The following is a 19,225-nucleotide window of genomic DNA, read 5'->3' on the forward strand; positions in this document are numbered from 1 at the left end:
AGTAACTGATCGGATGTCTTTGTTCAAACAGCTGTTGATCGCAATCTGTCTGTTCCTGGTGGTCGCCTTCAGCGGCAGCTTCATGGTCAGCCTGGAAAGTTCGCGCACGCAGTACGTCAACCAATTGCGCTCCCATGCGCAGGATGCCGCGACGGCACTGGCGCTGTCGCTGACCCCCAATATCGATGACCCGGCCATGGTCGAGTTGCTGGTCAGCTCGATCTTCGACAGCGGTTACTACGCCAGCATCCGTGTGGTGGACCTGGCCACGGACCAAACCATCGTCGAGCGCAGCGGCATACCCGACAACAATGGCGTGCCCCCTTGGTTTGTAAAATTGATCGGCCTGGAGCCGGCCGGTGGTGATGCGCTGGTGAGCCGTGGTTGGGAGCAGGCGGCGCGAGTCGAGGTGGTCAGCCATCCGATGTTCGCCCTGGCCAAACTCTGGCAGAGCGCCCTGGGCAGCCTTGGCTGGTTGCTGCTGTGCGGTGCGGTCAGCGTGGTGCTCGGCGGGCTGTTGCTGCGCCGGCAATTAAAGCCGTTGGACTATATGGTCAAGCAGTCCCACGCGATCGCCCGTCGGGAATTCCTCAGCCTGCCTGACCTGCCGCGCACGCCGGAGTTGCGCCGGGTGGTGCAGGCCATGAACCAAATGGTGGAAAAGCTCAAGGCGCTGTTCCAGGAGCAGGCCGAGCGCAGCGAAAAGTTGCGCACTGAATCCTATCAGGACAACCTCACCGGCCTGGCCAACCGCCGCTATTTCGAGATGCAGCTCAACGCCCGCGTCAGCAACCCCGAAGAAACCAACTCCGGCTACTTGCTGGTGTTGCGCGTCAAGGACCTGGCCGGCCTGAACCAGCGCCTGGGCGGCCAGCGTACCGACCAGCTGCTGCAAGCGGTCGGCGAACAACTGCTGCGCCAGTGCGAGCCGTACCCGGAAACCCATAACCTCGTGACCCGTATCCGAGGCGGCGAATTCGCCGTGCTGGCGCCTGGGCTCACGCGTGAAGAAGCGCTGCAATTGGCGCAGAACCTTGAAAGCACGTTGCTCAGCCTGCAGGCCACCGGCGCCAGCGATGTTACGCCCGTGGCCTACATCGGCCTGGCACCGTTCAACCATGGCGATGCGCCGCAGGCGCTGCTGACCCTCGCCGACCAAGCTTTGGCTCAAGCCGAAGGGCAGGGTGACAGCACCTGGGCGTGCCTCGACCACAGTGCCGCCGCCAGCGTCGGTGACGATCACCATGCCTGGCACACACTGTTGGACCAGGCGCTGACCCAACAGCGTTTCGAGTTGTACTTCCAGCCGGTGGTGGCCAGCCAGGACCCGCAATTGGTCTTGCACTACAAAGTGCTGTCGCGCTTGCAGGACTTTGACGGCCATACCCTACCCGCCGGGCGTTTCCTGCCGTGGCTTGAGCGTTTCGGCTGGTCAGCCCGCCTGGACCGCATGATGCTGGAGCAGGTGCTCAAACAGATGACCGGCCACAGCCACAACCTGGCGCTGAACCTCTCAGCCGCAACCTTGCAGGATCCTCAGGCACTGCAACGCATTTATGACCTGCTGCGCCAGCACAGCAACCTGGGCTCGCGCCTCACCCTGGAGATCGGTGAAGAGCAACTGCCGGAACAGCTTGTGTTGGAACAGATGACCCAGCGCCTGCGCGAGTTGGGCTTTTCCCTGAGCCTTCAGCGTTTCGGTGGGCGATTCAGCATGATCGGCAACCTGGCCCGCCTGGGCCTGGCCTACTTGAAAATCGACGGCAGCTACATCCGCGACATCGACCAGGAAAGCGACAAGCGCCTGTTTATCGAAGCCATCCAGCGCGCGGCCCACAGCATCGATCTGCCGTTGATTGCCGAACGTGTGGAGACCGAAGGTGAGCTGAGGGTGATTCGCGAGATGGGGATATTCGGAGTGCAGGGGCAGTTATTCGGCGAGCCCGCACCCTGGAAATAACGCAGATCCAATGTGGGAGGGGGCTTGCTCCCGATAGCAGTCAATCAGTCGATATTTGGGTGACTGATACGCCGCTATCGGGAGCAAGCCCCCTCCCACATTTCGATCCGGTTCGGCTTCAGGGCTCAGATAAGCCCTTTTTCATCATCATTGATCAACTGGCTCAACCCACCCAACGCTTCCCGCGCCTGGTTACGGTCCATCAACTTGGCCTGGGCTGCGGGCGGCAGGTCAGTTACGCTGATGACGCCCTTGCGGGTGAGCACCTGGATCAAGTCGTCCAGTACCCGGATCATCTCCAGGTCACTCTGTTTGAGCTGGGCCAGGCTGGTTTCTACCACTTCGTTGGCGTACCAGGCCTGGATCTCATGGTGATCGGGCGGCAGCGTTTCGGTGGATTCGGCAAAGGCGGCGGCCTCTACGCGACTCAACGCGCCCTGCGCATCACGTTGCACGTAAAACATAAGAACCCCTCGAAAAAAAGCCACACACCTTCAGCCGCCTAGGCCGACCGTGTGTTGATAAGCGCGAGTATGCGATGCAACCGGCCGCCAGGGCCAGCGACGTATCGCCCAAATGAATCGGCCGCCTCGAGGGCGGCCGATAAACCCAAGCTTAGGCGGTGTGATCGATCTTGATGGTCGGGTCGGCACCGCTGATCAGCGAGTTGATGCTGGTGTGGGACCAATCGTTGCCTTCCAGCTTGATGGTCACATCCGCATTGGCCAGGCCACCGGCGGCGTTGAGCTTGCCTTCGCTGCTCACTTGCAGGGTCGACACGCCTTCTACCGTGGTGATCTTGAGGTAGTTGTCGATGGTGCTGTCCGTCTCGCCCTTCAACAGATCGCGCAGGTCAATCCGGTCACCTTCCGACGCCTTGAAGTCCTTGATCACATCGTTGCCGATGTCACCGGCTTTCCACACGAAGGTGTCGGCACCCGCACCGCCGATCAGGATGTCGTTGCCCTGACCGCCCATCAACGTGTCGTTGCCGGTACCGCCCAGCAGGATGTCATTGCCCTTGCCGCCGTCCAGCACGTCGTTGCCGCCCTGGCCGAACAGAATGTCATCGCCATTGCCGCCGAGCAGCGTGTCGTTGCCGTCCTTGGCGCCGGACACGTCGAAGTCCGCGTAATGTTCGGTGACGTACTGGTGCACGTTCGAGGTGGTGACCGCCGAGACGGCCACACCGGCTTTCTGTGCCACAAAAGCCTGCAGGGCGTTGTAACCCTCGCCGGTCACCCCGCTGAAGCTCACCAGGTCGCCAAAGAGAATGTCATTGCCGTCGCCACCGCTGACGCTGTCCGCGCCTGGCAGAGTCGCCTCGGTATGGCCGAGGATGGCATTGGCCAGGTCCTTCGGATCAATGTTGCTTTGCGGCTTGCCATCGCTGTCATACGGTTTGAGGTCGTCGAGGCTGACGGCGCCGTTGATACCGATCGCCTCCACATGCGACAGCCCGCCCAGCAGCGCAAAGGCGCTTTTGGAATTGGTCGCTGTTGCCGTGTCGGTGCTATTGCCTCGGCCGTCAAGATTGGACAGCTCAAAAGTGCCGTCGCCCTGAGCGCGGACGGTGCCCAGATTGTTGGCCGTCCACCAGAAGCCATTCCAGGTTTGCAGTTGAGCGGCACCGGAGGTGTCGATGCTGAAGTAATGGGTGTTATCCAGGTACTTGCCGACCGAGGTCCCAGGGGTGTAGTTGGCCGTCGTCACCACATCATCGAACTTGACGTTGCCGTACAGCGTCATGTTGGTCTGCTCGCCGCTCTGGTAGAACGTCGGCTGGCCGTCGGTGATGAAGTACGTCAGGTTGGTCGCGCCGGTGTTTTTAGTCGCCAGGTCGCTCTGGAAGAAGTTGGCGGTGGTCTTGAACACGTCTTCGTAGTTGGTACCGCCTTCCGACACCATCGAGTCCAGCACCGCTTTGAGCTGGGTCAGCGCATTGGAGGCATTGAGGTTGATGGCGATCGACTTGTTCACCTGGCTATCGAAGTCGGCCAGGAAGATATTCACCGTACCCGACGTGTTGGCGCCCAGGCTGTTTTTCAGCGAGTTGAATACCGTGGTCAATGAAGCCTTCGCCGCGTCGATCGACGCTGCGCTCATGCTGCCGGAGCTGTCCACCATGAAGGCAAGGTTGTAGTTCTTGCCCTGCACCACGTTCAGGCCGCCGATGTCGGCCACGACGATGTCGTTGCCGTCGGTGCCGATGATCGAGTCGCTGCCCGACGTGCCGGTTACCGAGTTATACGCCGCCGGGTAGACCGTCACCGGCAATTGCGCGGTGGTGGTCGCCGAGCCGCCGATGCTTTCGGTAGACGTCGAGGTCACGGTCAGGTTGAACTGGCCGCTGTAATAGGTCGGTGGCTTGATGGTCAGGGTGCCCAGGTCCCAGCCGTTGACGTTGACTTCGCCCACGGTTTTCGTCGCCGTGAAGGTGTGTCCCGAAGCGTCGGTAAGCACCGAGCCTGCCGGAATGCCACCGATCTTCACCGCCAGGGTTTCTGAACCATCGGTGTCGGTCAGCGCGGTGCTGATCTTGGACAGTTTGACGCTGCCGTTTTCCAGGCCTTCGTTGAGCTTATAACCCACGTAGTAACCGTCACCGTTGCTGCCATGCAGGTCGGACACGGTCACGCCGGCGTTGGTCAGGTCGGCGATGCCAGTGTACAGCGGGACGTTGCTGGTGCTCAGGTTCTGGGTCGCGCCGCCATTGATCGACAGGTTGACGTCAAAGCTGCCGGGGCCTGCCTGGTTGGCCTGATAGATCTCAAGGCTGTAATAACCGCTGACCACCGGCGTGAACGTGCCGCTGAACTTGCCGCTGTTGGTGCCCCACAGGCCGCTGGCCACGTCTTTACCGCCGACGTTGATCAGCAGGCTGTCATCGGCGACGCCGCTGAAGGTGTAGTTCTTGCCGGCTTCCATGTACATCAGGCCGGAGATTTTTCCGCCTGAACCGGGGGTAACGTCGGTGGTGGACTCGACATTGGTCACCACCGCCGTGCTGTTCGGCGTGCCGGCGCCATCGATGGCTTTTTTCAGCACGTCCGGTGCAGCGCCGTTGCCGCTGGTGCCCAACCCGGGAAGGCTGTTCCAGCTCTGTTTGATCAGGCCGACCGAGTTGACGTTGTTGTCAGCCACACCCAGGGTTGGCGCGTCGGCCACCGGGGTGATATCGACTTTCACTGTGGCGCTGGTGCCCAGGTCCTTGCCGTCGGTGGGCTGGAACTTGAACTGTGCGTAATCGGCCTGCTTGTTACCGATGCCCGTGCCGCCATAACCGTCGGCGCCGGACTCGTTGGCGTTTGGCGTAAAGCGTAACTGGCCGCCATCGATCTGGGCTTTGGTAAAGGTCTGGCCGCTGGTCACATTGGTCCAGGTGGTGCCGTCGGTTGCCAGGTATTGCAGTTTGCCGGCCACCGGCAGGTCGGTGATTTTCACCCCGAGGCTGGCTGATGGCGAGTCCACGTCGCTCACGCCGAAGTTGGCCCAGGTCAAGGCCAGCGCAGTGTCTTCCGTACCGGTCACGGCCCCGCCCGTTGCCACTGGCGCATCGTTGACCGCCACCACGTTGACTGTGGTGGTGGCGACGTTGGAGTAATTGCCGCCGTCGGTCACCGCCACGGTAATGGTGCGCGGCGTGGTGCTTGGGTCGTGGCTGGTGTTGGTGAACGTGATGTTCTGGATACGCTGCATGTAGTCAGCCAGCGTCGCGCTGCCCGACAACGTCAGGGTGATGGTGCCCGTCTGATTGTTGGTGCTGACGCTGATGCCGTTCACGCTGTTGCCCAGGTTCAAGGCATCACCGGCTTGTGCATTGGTCAGGGTGACCGTTGCGCCGGTCAGCAGGGTGCTGTCCGGATCGGTGATCTTGATATCGGTGTCGGCAATCGACACACCCGGCCCGGCGGTGCCTTCGGTGAAGGTGGTCTTGAAGTCGTTGCCGCTGGCACCGCTGGAGTTGTTGGCGTCCAGGTCGATAACCGGCGGCGCATCGTTGTCGAGGATGTCAGTGCTGACCGTGCCCTTGTCGATCACCAGGTTCTCGAAGTTGCCCCCGGTGGCCTTGTCGATGGTGATGACGATTTTTTCGGTCGGCTCGGTGATTCGGTCGTCAAGGGTGCGGATATCAAACGGCACGCTGCTGGCGCCGGCCGGGATCTTCACGGTGTACACACCATTGAAATCCGAACCATCGGTGGCCGTGCCGCTGTACTTGAGGGTGACGGTCACATCGGTTTGCGCCGGGTTGCTCAAGGTCAGGGCGTAGTGCGCCGTACCGCCTTCGGTCACCGAAGCGTCGCCGCTGATGCTGAGGGTGGTGTTGGTGACCACATCCGTGACTTTGGTGACCACGGTGCTGCCATCGACCATCAAGTGCTCGTATTTGTCGCCGCCACTGACTACGGCACTGATTTTGGCAGTGACATCATTGGCGCCGACATACGCATCGTTCGGCGCGGAGGCGGTGGTGAAGCTGCTGGACTTGCCGCTGCCGATGGTAATGGTCGAGCCGTTATCCAGCTTCACCACCAGGTCGGAACCAACGTTGGTCACTGCCGCACCATTTTTGTCGACCAGCGACGCGGTGTAGACGATCTGCCCGCCCTCGCTGACCGAACCCGTGGCCTTGAGCACCACGGTTACATCGTCGATGGTGTCGTTGATCGTGGTGGTTGCGCCGTTGCCTGCGACTGCCAGTTTTTCGAAGTTGCCGCCAGTTGCGTCGGTGATCTTGACCGTTTGAGTGCTCTTGTCGATGAACACGTCATCGCTTGGCGCGGACACAGTTACGGTGCCAACGGTCTCGCCAGCCTTGATCGTGATGCTCGAACCGTTATCCAACTTCAGGGTGACGTCGCTGCCGGCCTTGTTGCTCAAGGTTGCGGTGTAGGTGATCTGGCCACCCTCGTTGACGGCGCTTGGCGCGGTCAGCGTGACGCTGGTGAGGTCGGTGCTGCCTGGGGTATCCGTGACGGTCGTATTAACCGCTGTGGTACCCGGCACCAGGTTTTCGAAATGCTCGCCACCGGTCACGCTTTTGATAGAGGTGGTGACGGTTTGATCGCCTTTGTAAACGTCGTTTGGTGCCACCGTGGTGAGCGTGCCGCTGGATTGGTTTACACCGATGGTGATGGTTTTGCCGTTGTCCAGAGTGACGGTCAGCGGATTGGTAGTGTTGTTCACCAGCGCGCCGTTTTTATCCACAAGGGTAGCGGTGTAGACGATATTGCCGCCCTCGCCAACGGTAGGAGTGGCGGTCAGAACCACATCGACCTTGTCGATGGTGTCGTTGATCGTGGTGGTTGCGCCGTTGCCCGCGACTTCCAGTTTTTCGAAGTTGCCGCCAGTTGCGTCGGTGATCTTGACCGTTTGGGTGCTCTTGTCGATGAACACATCATCGGTCGGAGCAGGTACGGTCACGGTGCCGACGGTATTACCCGCTTTGATGGTGATCGACGAGCCGTTGTCGAGTTTCAGCGTGACGTCACTGCCTGCTTTGTTGGAAAGCGTAGCGGTGTACGTAATCTGTCCACCTTCGTTGACTGCGGTTGGCGCTGTCAGGGTGACGGTAGTGGTATCAGCAGTGCCCGGAGTGTCCGTGACAGTGGTGTTAACCGCTGTAGTACCTGGCACCAGGTTTTCAAAATGCTCGCCACCGGTCACGCCTTTAATGGCGGTGGTGACGGTTTGATCGCCTTTGTAGACGTCGTTTGGTGCCACCGTGGTAACCGTGCCGCTGGATTGGTTCACACCGATGGTGATGGTTTTGCCGTTATCCAGAGTGACAGTCAGCGGGTTGGTGATGTTGGTCACCGGTGCACCGTTCTTATCCACAAGGCTGGCGGTGTAGACGATGTTGCCGCCTTCGCCGACGGTGGTGGTCGCGGTCAGGACCACATCAACCTTGTCGAGGGTGTCGTTAATCGTTGTCGTTGCGCCGTTGCCTGCAACTGCCAGTTTTTCGAAGTTGCCGCCAGAAGCGTCGGCGATTTTGACGGTCTGAGTGCTCTTGTCGATGAACACATCATCAGTCGGTGCTGGCACAGTCACAGTGCCGACGGTATCGCCGGCTTTGATGGTGATGCTCGAGCCGTTGTCGAGTTTCAAAGTTACGTCACTACCGGCCTTGTTGCTCAGGGTCGCGGTATACGTAATCTGCCCCCCCTCATTGACGGCGCTTGGCGCGGTCAGCGTTACGGTAGTGGCATCTGCTGTACCTGGTGTATCAGTGACGGTGGTATTGACCGCCGTGGTGCCTGGCACCAGGCTTTCGAAGTGCTCGCCACCGGTCACGCCTTTGATGGCGGTGGTGACGGTTTGATCGCCTTTGTAGACGTCATCCGGCGCAACAACCGAAACGCTGCCGCTCGATTGGTTTACACCAATGGTGATGCTCTGGCCGTTATCCAGGGTGATAGTCAGCGCGTTGGTGATGTTAGTCACCGGTGCGCCGTTTTTATCCACAAGACTGGCGGTATAAACAATGTTGCCGCCCTCGCCAACGGAGTTTGTGGCGGTCAGAACCACATCGACCTTGTCGATGGTGTCGTTGATCGTGGTGGTTGCGCCGTTGCCTGCGACTTCCAGTTTTTCGAAGTTGCCCCCGGAAGCGTCGGTGATTTTGACGGTTTGAGTGCTCTTGTCGATGAACACATCATCAGTCGGTGCTGGCACAGTCACAGTGCCGACGGTATCGCCGGCTTTGATGGTGATGCTCGAGCCGTTGTCGAGTTTCAAAGTTACGTCACTACCGGCCTTGTTGCTCAGGGTCGCGGTATACGTAATCTGCCCCCCCTCATTGACGGCGCTTGGCGCGGTCAGCGTTACGGTAGTGGCATCTGCTGTACCTGGTGTATCAGTGACGGTGGTATTGACCGCCGTGGTGCCTGGCACCAGGCTTTCGAAGTGCTCGCCACCGGTCACGCCTTTGATGGCGGTGGTGACGGTTTGATCGCCTTTGTAGACGTCATCCGGCGCAACAACCGAAACGCTGCCGCTCGATTGGTTTACACCAATGGTGATGCTCTGGCCGTTATCCAGGGTGATAGTCAGCGCGTTGGTGATGTTAGTCACCGGTGCGCCGTTTTTATCCACAAGACTGGCGGTATAAACAATGTTGCCGCCCTCGCCAACGGAGTTTGTGGCGGTCAGAACCACATCGACCTTGTCGATGGTGTCGTTGATCGTGGTGGTTGCACTGTTACCTGCAACTTCCAGTTTTTCGAAGTTGCCCCCGGAAGCGTCGGTGATTTTGACGGTTTGAGTGCTCTTGTCGATGAACACGTCATCGCTTGGCGCGGGCACAGTTACGGTGCCAACGGTCTCGCCAGCCTTGATCGTGATGCTCGAACCGTTATCCAACTTCAGCGTGACGTCGCTGCCTGCCTTGTTGCTCAAGGTGGCGGTGTAGGTGATCTGACCACCTTCGTTGACGGTGCTTGGCGCGGTCAGCGTGACAGTAGTGGTATCAGCAGTGCCTGGGGTGTCCGTGACGGTCGTGTTGACCGGAGCAGTGCCTGGCACCAGGTTTTCGAAATGCTCGCCACCGGTCACGTCCTTGATAGCGGCCGTGACGGTTTGATCGCCTTTGTAGACGTCATCCGGCGCAACAACCGAAACACTACCGCTCGTTTGGTTTACACCGATGGTAATGCTCTGCCCGTTATCCAGAGTGACAGTCAGCGGATTGGTGATGTTATTCACCGGCGTACCGTTCTTATCCACAAGGCTGGCGGTGTAGACAATGTTGCCGCCTTCGCCAACGGTAGGAGTGGCGGTCAGAACTACATCGACCTTATCGATAGTGTCGTTGATGGTGGTGGTTGCACCGTTACCTGCAACTTCCAGTTTCTCGAAGTTGCCGCCAGAAGCGTCGGTGATTTTGACGGTCTGGGTGCTCTTGTCGACGAACACGTCATCGCTTGGCGCTGGCACGGTCACAGTGCCGACGGTGTCGCCAGCCTTAACAATGATCGAGGAGCCGTTATCCAACTTCAGCGTAACGTCACTGCCCGCTTTATTGGAAAGCGTAGCGGTGTAGGTGATTTGACCACCTTCGTTGACGGCGCTTGGCGCGGTCAGCGTAACGGTGGTGGTGTTATCAGTGCCAGGGGTGTCAGTCACAGTTGTGGTGACTTTATCGGTACCCGGCACGAGGTTTTCGAAATGCTCGCCACCGGTCACGCCCTTGATAGCGGCCGTGACGGTCTGGTCGCCCTTGTACACGTCATCCGGTGCAACAACCGAAACAGAACCGCTCGACTGATTCACACCAATGGTGATGCTCTGGCCGTTATCCAACGTGACGGTCAGCGGGTTGGTGATGTTGCTCACCGGCGTGCCGTTTTTATCCACAAGGCTGGCGGTGTAGACGATGCTGCCGCCTTCGCCAACGGTAGGAGTGGCGGTCAGAACTACATCGACCTTGTCGATGGTGTCGTTGATGGTGGTGGTTGCGCCATTACCCGCAACTTCCAGTTTCTCGAAGTTGCCGCCCGTGGCGTCAGTGATCTTGACCGTTTGAGTGCTCTTGTCGATGAACACATCATCGGTAGGCGCAGGGACGGTCACGGTGCCAGCGGTATCGCCGGCCTTGATGGTGATCGAAGAGCCGTTGTCGAGTTTCAGCGTGACGTCACTGCCGGCCTTGTTGCTCAAGGTTGCGGTATAGCTGATCTGGCCGCCTTCGTTGACGGCGCTTGGCGCGGTCAGCGTGACGGTGGTGGTGTTATCAGTGCCTGGGGTGTCAGTCACAATTGTAGTGACTTTATCGGTACCCGGAGCTAGGTTTTCGAAGTGCTCGCCACCGGTCACGCCTTTAATAGTGGTGGTGACGGTTTGATCGCCTTTGTATACGTCATTCGGCGCAGCAATCGAAACGCTGCCGCTCGACTGATTGACGCCAATGGTGATGCTCTGGCCGTTATCCAACGTGACGGTAAGCGGGTTGGTGATGTTGCTCACCGGCGTGCCGTTTTTATCCACAAGGGTAGCGGTGTAGACGATGTTGCCGCCTTCGCCAACGGTAGGAGTGGCGGTCAGAACTACATCGACCTTGTCGATGGTGTCGTTGATCGTGGTGGTTGCACTGTTACCTGCAACTTCCAGTTTTTCGAAGTTGCCGCCAGTGGCGTCAGTGATCTTGACCGTTTGAGTGCTCTTATCGATAAACACGTCATCGGTAGGCGCAGGGACGGTCACGGTGCCAACGGTATCGCCGGCTTTGATGGTGATCGAAGATCCGTTGTCCAGCTTCAGAGTGACGTCACTGCCGGCCTTGTTGCTCAAGGTCGCGGTGTAGGTGATCTGTCCACCTTCGTTGACGGCGCTTGGCGCGGTCAGCGTAACGGTAGTGGTGTTATCAGTGCCAGGGGTGTCAGTCACAGTTGTGGTGACTTTATCGGTACCCGGAACTAGGTTTTCGAAGTGCTCGCCACCGGTCACGCCTTTAATAGTGGTGGTGACGGTTTGATCGCCTTTGTATACGTCATTCGGCGCAGCAATCGAAACGCTGCCGCTCGACTGATTGACGCCAATGGTGATGCTCTGGCCGTTATCCAACGTGACGGTAAGCGGGTTGGTGATGTTGCTCACCGGCGTGCCGTTTTTATCCACAAGGGTAGCGGTGTAGACGATGTTGCCGCCTTCGCCAACGGTAGGAGTGGCGGTCAGGACGACGTCAACTTTGTCGATGGTGTCGTTGATCGTGGTGGTCGCACCGTTGCCTGCAACTTCCAGTTTTTCGAAGTTGCCGCCAGTGGCGTCAGTGATCTTGACCGTTTGAGTGCTCTTATCGATAAACACGTCATCGGTAGGCGCAGGGACGGTCACGGTGCCAACGGTATCGCCGGCTTTGATGGTGATCGAAGATCCGTTGTCCAGCTTCAGAGTGACGTCACTGCCGGCCTTGTTGCTCAAGGTCGCGGTGTAGGTGATCTGTCCACCTTCGTTGACGGCGCTTGGCGCGGTCAGCGTAACGGTAGTGGTGTTATCAGTGCCAGGGGTGTCAGTCACAGTTGTGGTGACTTTATCGGTACCCGGAACTAGGTTTTCGAAGTGCTCGCCACCGGTCACGCCTTTAATAGTGGTGGTGACGGTTTGATCGCCTTTGTATACGTCATCCGGAGCCACAACCGAAACAGAACCACTCGACTGGTTCACACCAATGGTGATGCTCTGCCCGTTATCCAAGGTGACAGTCAGCGGGTTGGTGATGTTAGTCACCTGCGCGCCGTTCTTATCCACAAGGCTGGCGGTGTAGACGATATTGCCGCCTTCGCCGACGGTAGGAGTGGCGGTCAGAACTACATCGACCTTGTCGATGGTGTCGTTGATCGTGGTGGTCGCACCGTTGCCTGCAACTTCCAGCTTCTCGAAATTACCGCCAGTGGTCTCGGTGATCTGAACCGTCTGAGTGCTCTTATCGATAAACACGTCATCGGTCGGAGCAGGCACGGTCACCGTGCCAACGGTGTCGCCAGCCTTGATGGTAATGCTCGAACCGTTATCCAACTTCAGGGTGACGTCGCTGCCTGCTTTGTTGGAAAGCGTGGCGGTGTAGGTAATCTGACCACCTTCGTTCGCTTCAGCCGGAGCCGTCAGCGTCACTGTGGTGGCGTTGTCAGTGCCGGGAGTATCAGTAACGGTGGTATTGACCGGCGTGGTACCCGGCACCAGATTTTCAAAATGCTCGCCACCGGTCACGCCTTTGATGGCGGTGGTGACGGTTTGATCGCCTTTGTATACGTCATTCGGCGCAGCAATCGAAACGCTGCCGCTCGACTGATTGACGCCAATGGTGATGCTCTGGCCATTATCCAACGTGACGGTCAGCGGGTTGGTGATGTTGGTCACCGGCGTACCGTTCTTATCCACAAGGCTGGCGGTGTAGACGATGTTGCCGCCTTCGCCAACGGTAGGAGTGGCGGTCAGGACGACGTCAACTTTGTCGATGGTGTCGTTGATCGTGGTGGTCGCACCGTTGCCTGCAACTTCCAGTTTTTCGAAGTTGCCGCCAGTGGCGTCAGTGATCTTGACCGTTTGAGTGCTCTTATCGATAAACACGTCATCGGTAGGCGCAGGGACGGTCACGGTGCCAACGGTATCGCCGGCTTTGATGGTGATCGAAGATCCGTTGTCCAGCTTCAGAGTGACGTCACTGCCGGCCTTGTTGCTCAAGGTCGCGGTGTAGGTGATCTGTCCACCTTCGTTGACGGCGCTTGGCGCGGTCAGCGTAACGGTAGTGGTGTTATCAGTGCCAGGGGTGTCAGTCACAGTTGTGGTGACTTTATCGGTACCCGGAACTAGGTTTTCGAAGTGCTCGCCACCGGTCACGCCTTTAATAGTGGTGGTGACGGTTTGATCGCCTTTGTATACGTCATCCGGAGCCACAACCGAAACAGAACCACTCGACTGGTTCACACCAATGGTGATGCTCTGCCCGTTATCCAAGGTGACAGTCAGCGGGTTGGTGATGTTAGTCACCTGCGCGCCGTTCTTATCCACAAGGCTGGCGGTGTAGACGATATTGCCGCCTTCGCCGACGGTAGGAGTGGCGGTCAGAACTACATCGACCTTGTCGATGGTGTCGTTGATCGTGGTGGTCGCACCGTTGCCTGCAACTTCCAGCTTCTCGAAATTACCGCCAGTGGTCTCGGTGATCTGAACCGTCTGAGTGCTCTTATCGATAAACACGTCATCGGTCGGAGCAGGCACGGTCACCGTGCCAACGGTGTCGCCAGCCTTGATGGTAATGCTCGAACCGTTATCCAACTTCAGCGTAACGTCACTGCCGGCTTTGTTGGAAAGCGTGGCGGTGTAGGTGATTTGACCACCTTCACTAACGGCGCTTGGTGCAGTCAGCGTAACGGTCGTGGTGTTATCGGTACCCGGCGTATCGGTAACGGTCGTGTTGACCGGAGCAGTACCCGGCACCAGGTGTTCGAAATGCTCGCCACCGGTCACGCCCTTGATAGCGGCCGTGACGGTCTGGTCGCCCTTGTACACATCATCCGGTGCAACAACCGAAACGCTACCGCTTGATTGGTTCGCACCAATGGTAATGCTCTGGCCATTATCCAAAGTGACGGTCAGCGGATTGGTGATGTTATTCACCGGCGCGCCGTTTTTATCCACAAGGCTGGCGGTATAGACGATGTTGCCGCCTTCGCCGACGGTAGGAGTGGCGGTCAGGACGACGTCAACTTTGTCGATGGTGTCGTTAATTGTCGTCGTCGCACCGTTACCCGCAACTTCCAGTTTTTCGAAGTTGCCACCAGTGGTCTCGGTGATCTGAACAGTCTGGCTGCTCTTATCGATAAACACGTCATCGGTAGGTGCAGGCACAGTCACGGTGCCGACGGTGTCGCCAGCCTTAACAATGATCGAGGAGCCGTTATCCAACTTCAGGGTGACGTCACTGCCGGCTTTATTAGAGAGCGTCGCGGTGTACGTAATTTGACCGCCTTCGTTCGCTTCAGCCGGAGCCGTCAGCGTCACTGTGGTGGTGTTATCAGTGCCAGGGGTGTCAGTCACAGTTGTGGTGACTTTATCGGTACCCGGAACTAGGTTTTCGAAATGCTCGCCACCGGTCACGCCATTGATAGCAGCGGTGACGGTTTGATCGCCTTTGTAGACATCATCCGGCGCAACAACCGAAACAGAACCGCTCGATTGGTTTACACCAATGGTGATGCTCTGGCCGTTATCCAACGTCACGGTCAGCGGATTGGTGATGTTATTCACCGGCGTACCGTTCTTATCCACAAGGCTGGCGGTGTAGATGATGCTGCCGCCTTCGCCAACGGTAGGAGTGGCGGTCAAAACCACATCGACCTTATCGATGGTGTCGTTAATTGTCGTCGTCGCACCGTTACCCGCAACTTCCAGTTTTTCGAAGTTGCCGCCAGTGGTTTCAGTGATCTGAACTGTCTGAGTGCTCTTATCGATAAACACGTCATCGGTCGGAGCAGGCACGGTCACCGTGCCAACGGTGTCGCCAGCCTTGATGGTGATGCTCGAACCGTTGTCCAACTTCAGCGTAACGTCACTGCCGGCTTTGTTGGAAAGCGTGGCGGTGTAGGTGATTTGACCACCTTCACTAACGGCGCTTGGTGCAGTCAACGTAACGGTCGTGGTGTTATCGGTACCCGGCGTATCGGTAACGGTCGTGTTGACCGGAGCAGTACCCGGCACGAGGTTTTCGAAGTGCTCGCCACCGGTCACGCCCTTGATAGCGGCCGTGACGGTCTGGTCGCCCTTGTACACGTCATCCGGTGCAACAACCGAAACAGAACCGCTCGATTGGTTTACCCCAATGGTGATGCTCTCGCCGTTATCCAACGTCACGGTCAGCGGATTGGTGATGTTATTCACCGGCGTGCCGTTTTTATCCACAAGGCTGGCGGTGTAGACGATATTGCCGCCCTCGCCAACGGTAGGAGTGGCGGTCAGGACTACGTCAACTTTGTCGATGGTGTCGTTGATCGTGGTGGTTGCGCCGTTGCCTGCAACTTCCAGTTTTTCGAAGTTGCCGCCCGTGGCGTCAGTGATCTGAACGGTTTGAGTGCTCTTATCGATAAATACATCATCGCTAGGCGCAGGCACCGTCACAGTGCCGACGGTCTCGCCAGCCTTGATGGTGATCGAAGAGCCGTTGTCCAGCTTCAGAGTGACGTCACTGCCGGCCTTGTTGCTCAAAGTTGCGGTGTAGCTGATCTCGCCGCCTTCGTTAACCGCGCTTGGTGCAGTCAGCGTAACGGTGGTGGTGTTATCGGTACCCGGCGTATCGGTAACGGTGGTATTGACCGGCGTGGTGCCCGGCACTAGGTTTTCGAAGTGCTCACCGCCAGTGACAGTCTGAATGGCAGTGGTGACGGTCTGGTCGCCTTTGTAAACATCATCCGGTGCCACGGCGGTGACCGTGCCGCTCGATTGGTTTACCCCGATGGTGATGCTCTGGCCATTATCCAAAGTGACGGTCAGCGGATTGGTGATGTTAGTCACCGGCGTGCCGTTTTTATCCACAAGGCTGGCGGTGTAAACGATGTTTCCGCCTTCGCCAACGGTGGTTGTGGCGGTCAGAACCACATCGACCTTGTCGATGGTGTCGTTAATTGTCGTCGTCGCACCGTTACCCGCAACTTCCAGTTTTTCGAAGTTGCCGCCAGTGGTCTCGGTGATCTGAACAGTCTGACTGCTCTTGTCGATGAACACGTCATCGGTCGGTGCGGGTACGGTCACAGTACCGACGGTGTCACCCGCTTTGATGGTGATCGACGAGCCATTATCCAGCTTCAAAGTTACGTCAGTACCGGCCTTGTTGCTCAAGGTCGCGGTGTACGTAATCTGACCACCTTCGTTCGCTTCAGCCGGAGCAGTCAGCGTCACTGTGGTGGCGTTGTCAGTGCCTGGGGTGTCAGTAACGGTCGTATTGACCGGAGCGGTACTCGGCACTAGGTTTTCGAAATGCTCGCCACCGGTCACGTCCTTGATAGCGGCCGTGACGGTTTGATCGCCTTTGTAGACGTCATCCGGCGCAACAACCGAAACACTACCGCTCGACTGGTTCACACCAATGGTGATGCTCTGCCCGTTATCCAGGGTGACGGTCAGCGGATTGGTGATGTTAGTCACCAGCGCGCCGTTTTTATCCACAAGGCTGGCGGTATAAACGATATTGCCGCCTTCGCCAACGGTGGTTGTGGCGGTCAGAACCACATCGACCTTGTCGATGGTGTCGTTAATTGTCGTCGTCGCACCGTTACCCGCAACTTCCAGTTTTTCGAAGTTGCCGCCAGTGGTCTCGGTGATCTGAACGGCCTGGCTGCTCTTATCGATAAACACGTCATCGGTAGGTGCAGGCACCGTCACAGTGCCAACGGTATCGCCGGCCTTGATGGTGATGCTCGAACCGTTGTCCAACTTCAGCGTGACGTCGCTGCCGGCTTTATTAGAAAGCGTAGCGGTGTAGGTGATCTGACCACCTTCGTTCGCCTCGGCCGGAGCTGTCAGCGTGACGGTCGTAGTGTCGATGGAGTCGGTAATGGTGGTAACCGCTGGCGTCGTACTCGGCACCAGGTTTTCAAAGTTGCCGCCGGTTGCGCCAGTAATGGTGGTGCTGATGGTGCTGCCGTTGACGTAGACATCGTTCGGCGGCGTGTCGACGACCACGCTGCCTACCGACTCGCCCGCCTTGATGGTGATCACCGAGCCATTGCTCAAGGTGACGTTCACCGGCGTCTGCGCAGGGTTGGTCAAGGTCGCGGTGTAGGTGATCTGGCCGCCTTCGGTCACGGCCGTGTCGGCTGTCAGCGTAACGGCGGTGGCGTCGACCGAATCAGTGATGGTCGTAACGGCAGGCGTTGTGCTCGGTACCAAGTTTTCAAAGTCGCCGCCGGTGGCACCGGTGATCGTGGTGCTGACAGTCGAACCGTTAACGTAGACATCGTTGGCCGGGGTATCGACCACAACGGTGCCCACGGACTCGCCGGCCTTGATAGTAATCACCGAGCCATTGCTCAGGGTGACGTTCACCGGCGTCTGCGCTGGGTTGGTCAGGGTCGCGGTGTAGGTGATCTGGCCACCTTCGGTCACAGTCGAACCGGCCGTCAGCGTGACGGCGGTGGTATCGACCGAATCATTGATGGTCGTAACGGCAGGCGTTGTGCTCGGTACCAGGTTTTCAAAGTTGCCGCCGCTGGCACCGGTGATCGTGGTGCTGACGGTCGAACCGTTAACGTAGACATCGTTGGCAGGGGTATCGACCACCACGGTGCCCACGGACTCGCCGGCCTTGATAGTGATCACCGAGCCATTGCTCAAGGTGACGTTCACCGGCGTCTGCGCAGGGTCGGTCAGGGTAGCGGTGTAGGTGATCTGACCGCCTTCGGTCACAGTCGAACCCGCCGTCAGCGTGACGGTGGTGGTATCAACCGAATCGGTAATCGTAGTGACCGCAGGCGTGGTGCTCGGCACCAGGTTTTCAAAGTTGCCGCCGGTTGCGCCGGTAATAGTGGTGCTGACAGTCGACCCATTAACGTAGACGTCGTTGGCCGGAGTATCGACCACGACCGTACCCGTCGACTCGCCGGCTTTGATAGTGATCACCGAGCCATTGCTCAAAGTGACGTTCACCGGCGTCTGCGCCGGGTTGGTCAAGGTCGCGGTGTAAGTAATCTGCCCGCCTTCGGTCACGCTCGAACCGGCCGTCAAGGTCACGGTGGTGGTGTCGAGGGTATCGGTAATCTGTGTCACGGCCGGGTTAGGGTCGAGGGTCAGCACCAGGTTGTTGCCGCCGGTGGTGCCGGTGACGTTGACGCTGATCTGGCTGGCGTCGATGTACGGGCTGTCATTAGGTGCCAGGGGCACGTTGACGGTGCCGGTCAGTTGGCCGGACGGGATGGTGATCACCGCGCCGTTGGACAGGGTGACGGTCAGGTCGCTGGTGCCGGGTTGGGTCACGGTGGCGGTGTAGGTCAGCACGCCTCCGGCTTCGGTGATGCTGGGCGTGGCGCTCAGGCTCAGGGTCGCAGGCTGCAGCGCCAGGTTGCCGTTGCCGGTAGAAGCCTGGGCACCCGTAAAGGTGTTCAGGGTTGACGTGCCCTGGCCGATAGGGGCGGTGGGAAAGCCAATGGTCGGATCGACACGGCCGGCGGTCGCGTCCAGCACTACAAAGCTGTGGCCCCCGCCTGCGGCGCCATTACCGGCAGCGGTTGCGCCAGCGGCCGTGGCTTCCAGGTCGGTGGTCGGGTCGGCGCCGGCGGCGATGGCTTGTTGCAGTTCGGCTACCGATGGCGCGGCCTGTTCGGTGGCGGCGGCCAGGTCGGCAGTGGAGTCCGGCATGTCGGCGCTCCACTGGGTGTCGCGGCCCAGGTCCAGGGTGCGCCCATCAGCCAGTTCCAGGCTCACCGAGCCCGACAGGCCCGTGTCAATCTGGTCGCCCGCGAACAGGCGATCACCCTCAACCAGGACACGGCGCGTGCCTTCCGGAGAAATAACGAACACTTGACCAACAATGCTTTTGACGATGGCAACAACATTGCTCATTAAATATTTCTCCGGCGATCCGTTTCTGATGATTTCCATGTGGCCACTAAAGAGTAGGGCCAAACTGGAGGGGGCGTAGTCTAGATAGTTACTGGCGTCAAATATTTGGCTAGAATTTTTAGTTATCTAGTTTCTGCCAAACTATTGACCTTATGGCCGCCATCCTAAACAATCGCCTCCGTAATGTCACATTGATATTTATGCGGCGAACCG

3 protein-coding genes are annotated in these 19,225 nt (G+C 58.6%); 1 reads left to right on the plus strand and 2 read right to left on the minus strand.

Annotated features, from left to right (window positions below; all coding sequences use genetic code 11):
* Positions 1-13: 13 nt before the first annotated feature.
* Positions 14-1,960 (plus strand): cyclic di-GMP receptor LapD, encoded by a 1,947-nt coding sequence (gene lapD / locus C4J86_RS00645; protein ID WP_124369114.1) that lies wholly within the window; start codon positions 14-16, stop codon positions 1,958-1,960.
* Between the two features lie 125 nt (positions 1,961-2,085).
* On the opposite strand, the gene C4J86_RS00650 is transcribed toward lapD, so the two are convergent.
* Positions 2,086-2,424, minus strand: a complete 339-nt coding sequence (locus tag C4J86_RS00650; protein WP_124369115.1) for a tryptophan synthase subunit beta — start codon at positions 2,422-2,424, stop codon at positions 2,086-2,088.
* Between the two features lie 151 nt (positions 2,425-2,575).
* Positions 2,576-19,012, minus strand: a complete 16,437-nt coding sequence (locus C4J86_RS00655) for a LapA family giant adhesin (RefSeq protein ID WP_124369116.1) — start codon at positions 19,010-19,012, stop codon at positions 2,576-2,578.
* Positions 19,013-19,225: the final 213 nt, after the last annotated feature.

Origin of the sequence: Pseudomonas sp. R2-7-07 (assembly GCF_003852355.1) — a bacterium.
Taxonomy (GTDB): domain Bacteria; phylum Pseudomonadota; class Gammaproteobacteria; order Pseudomonadales; family Pseudomonadaceae; genus Aquipseudomonas.

Coding starts and splice junctions, on each gene's coding strand:
- C4J86_RS00655 (WP_124369116.1), bottom strand. CDS start 19,012: ATGAGCAATGTTGTTGCCATCGTCAAAAGCATTGTTGGTCAAGTGTTC.
- lapD (WP_124369114.1), top strand. CDS start 14: ATGTCTTTGTTCAAACAGCTGTTGATCGCAATCTGTCTGTTCCTGGTG.
- C4J86_RS00650 (WP_124369115.1), bottom strand. CDS start 2,424: ATGTTTTACGTGCAACGTGATGCGCAGGGCGCGTTGAGTCGCGTAGAG.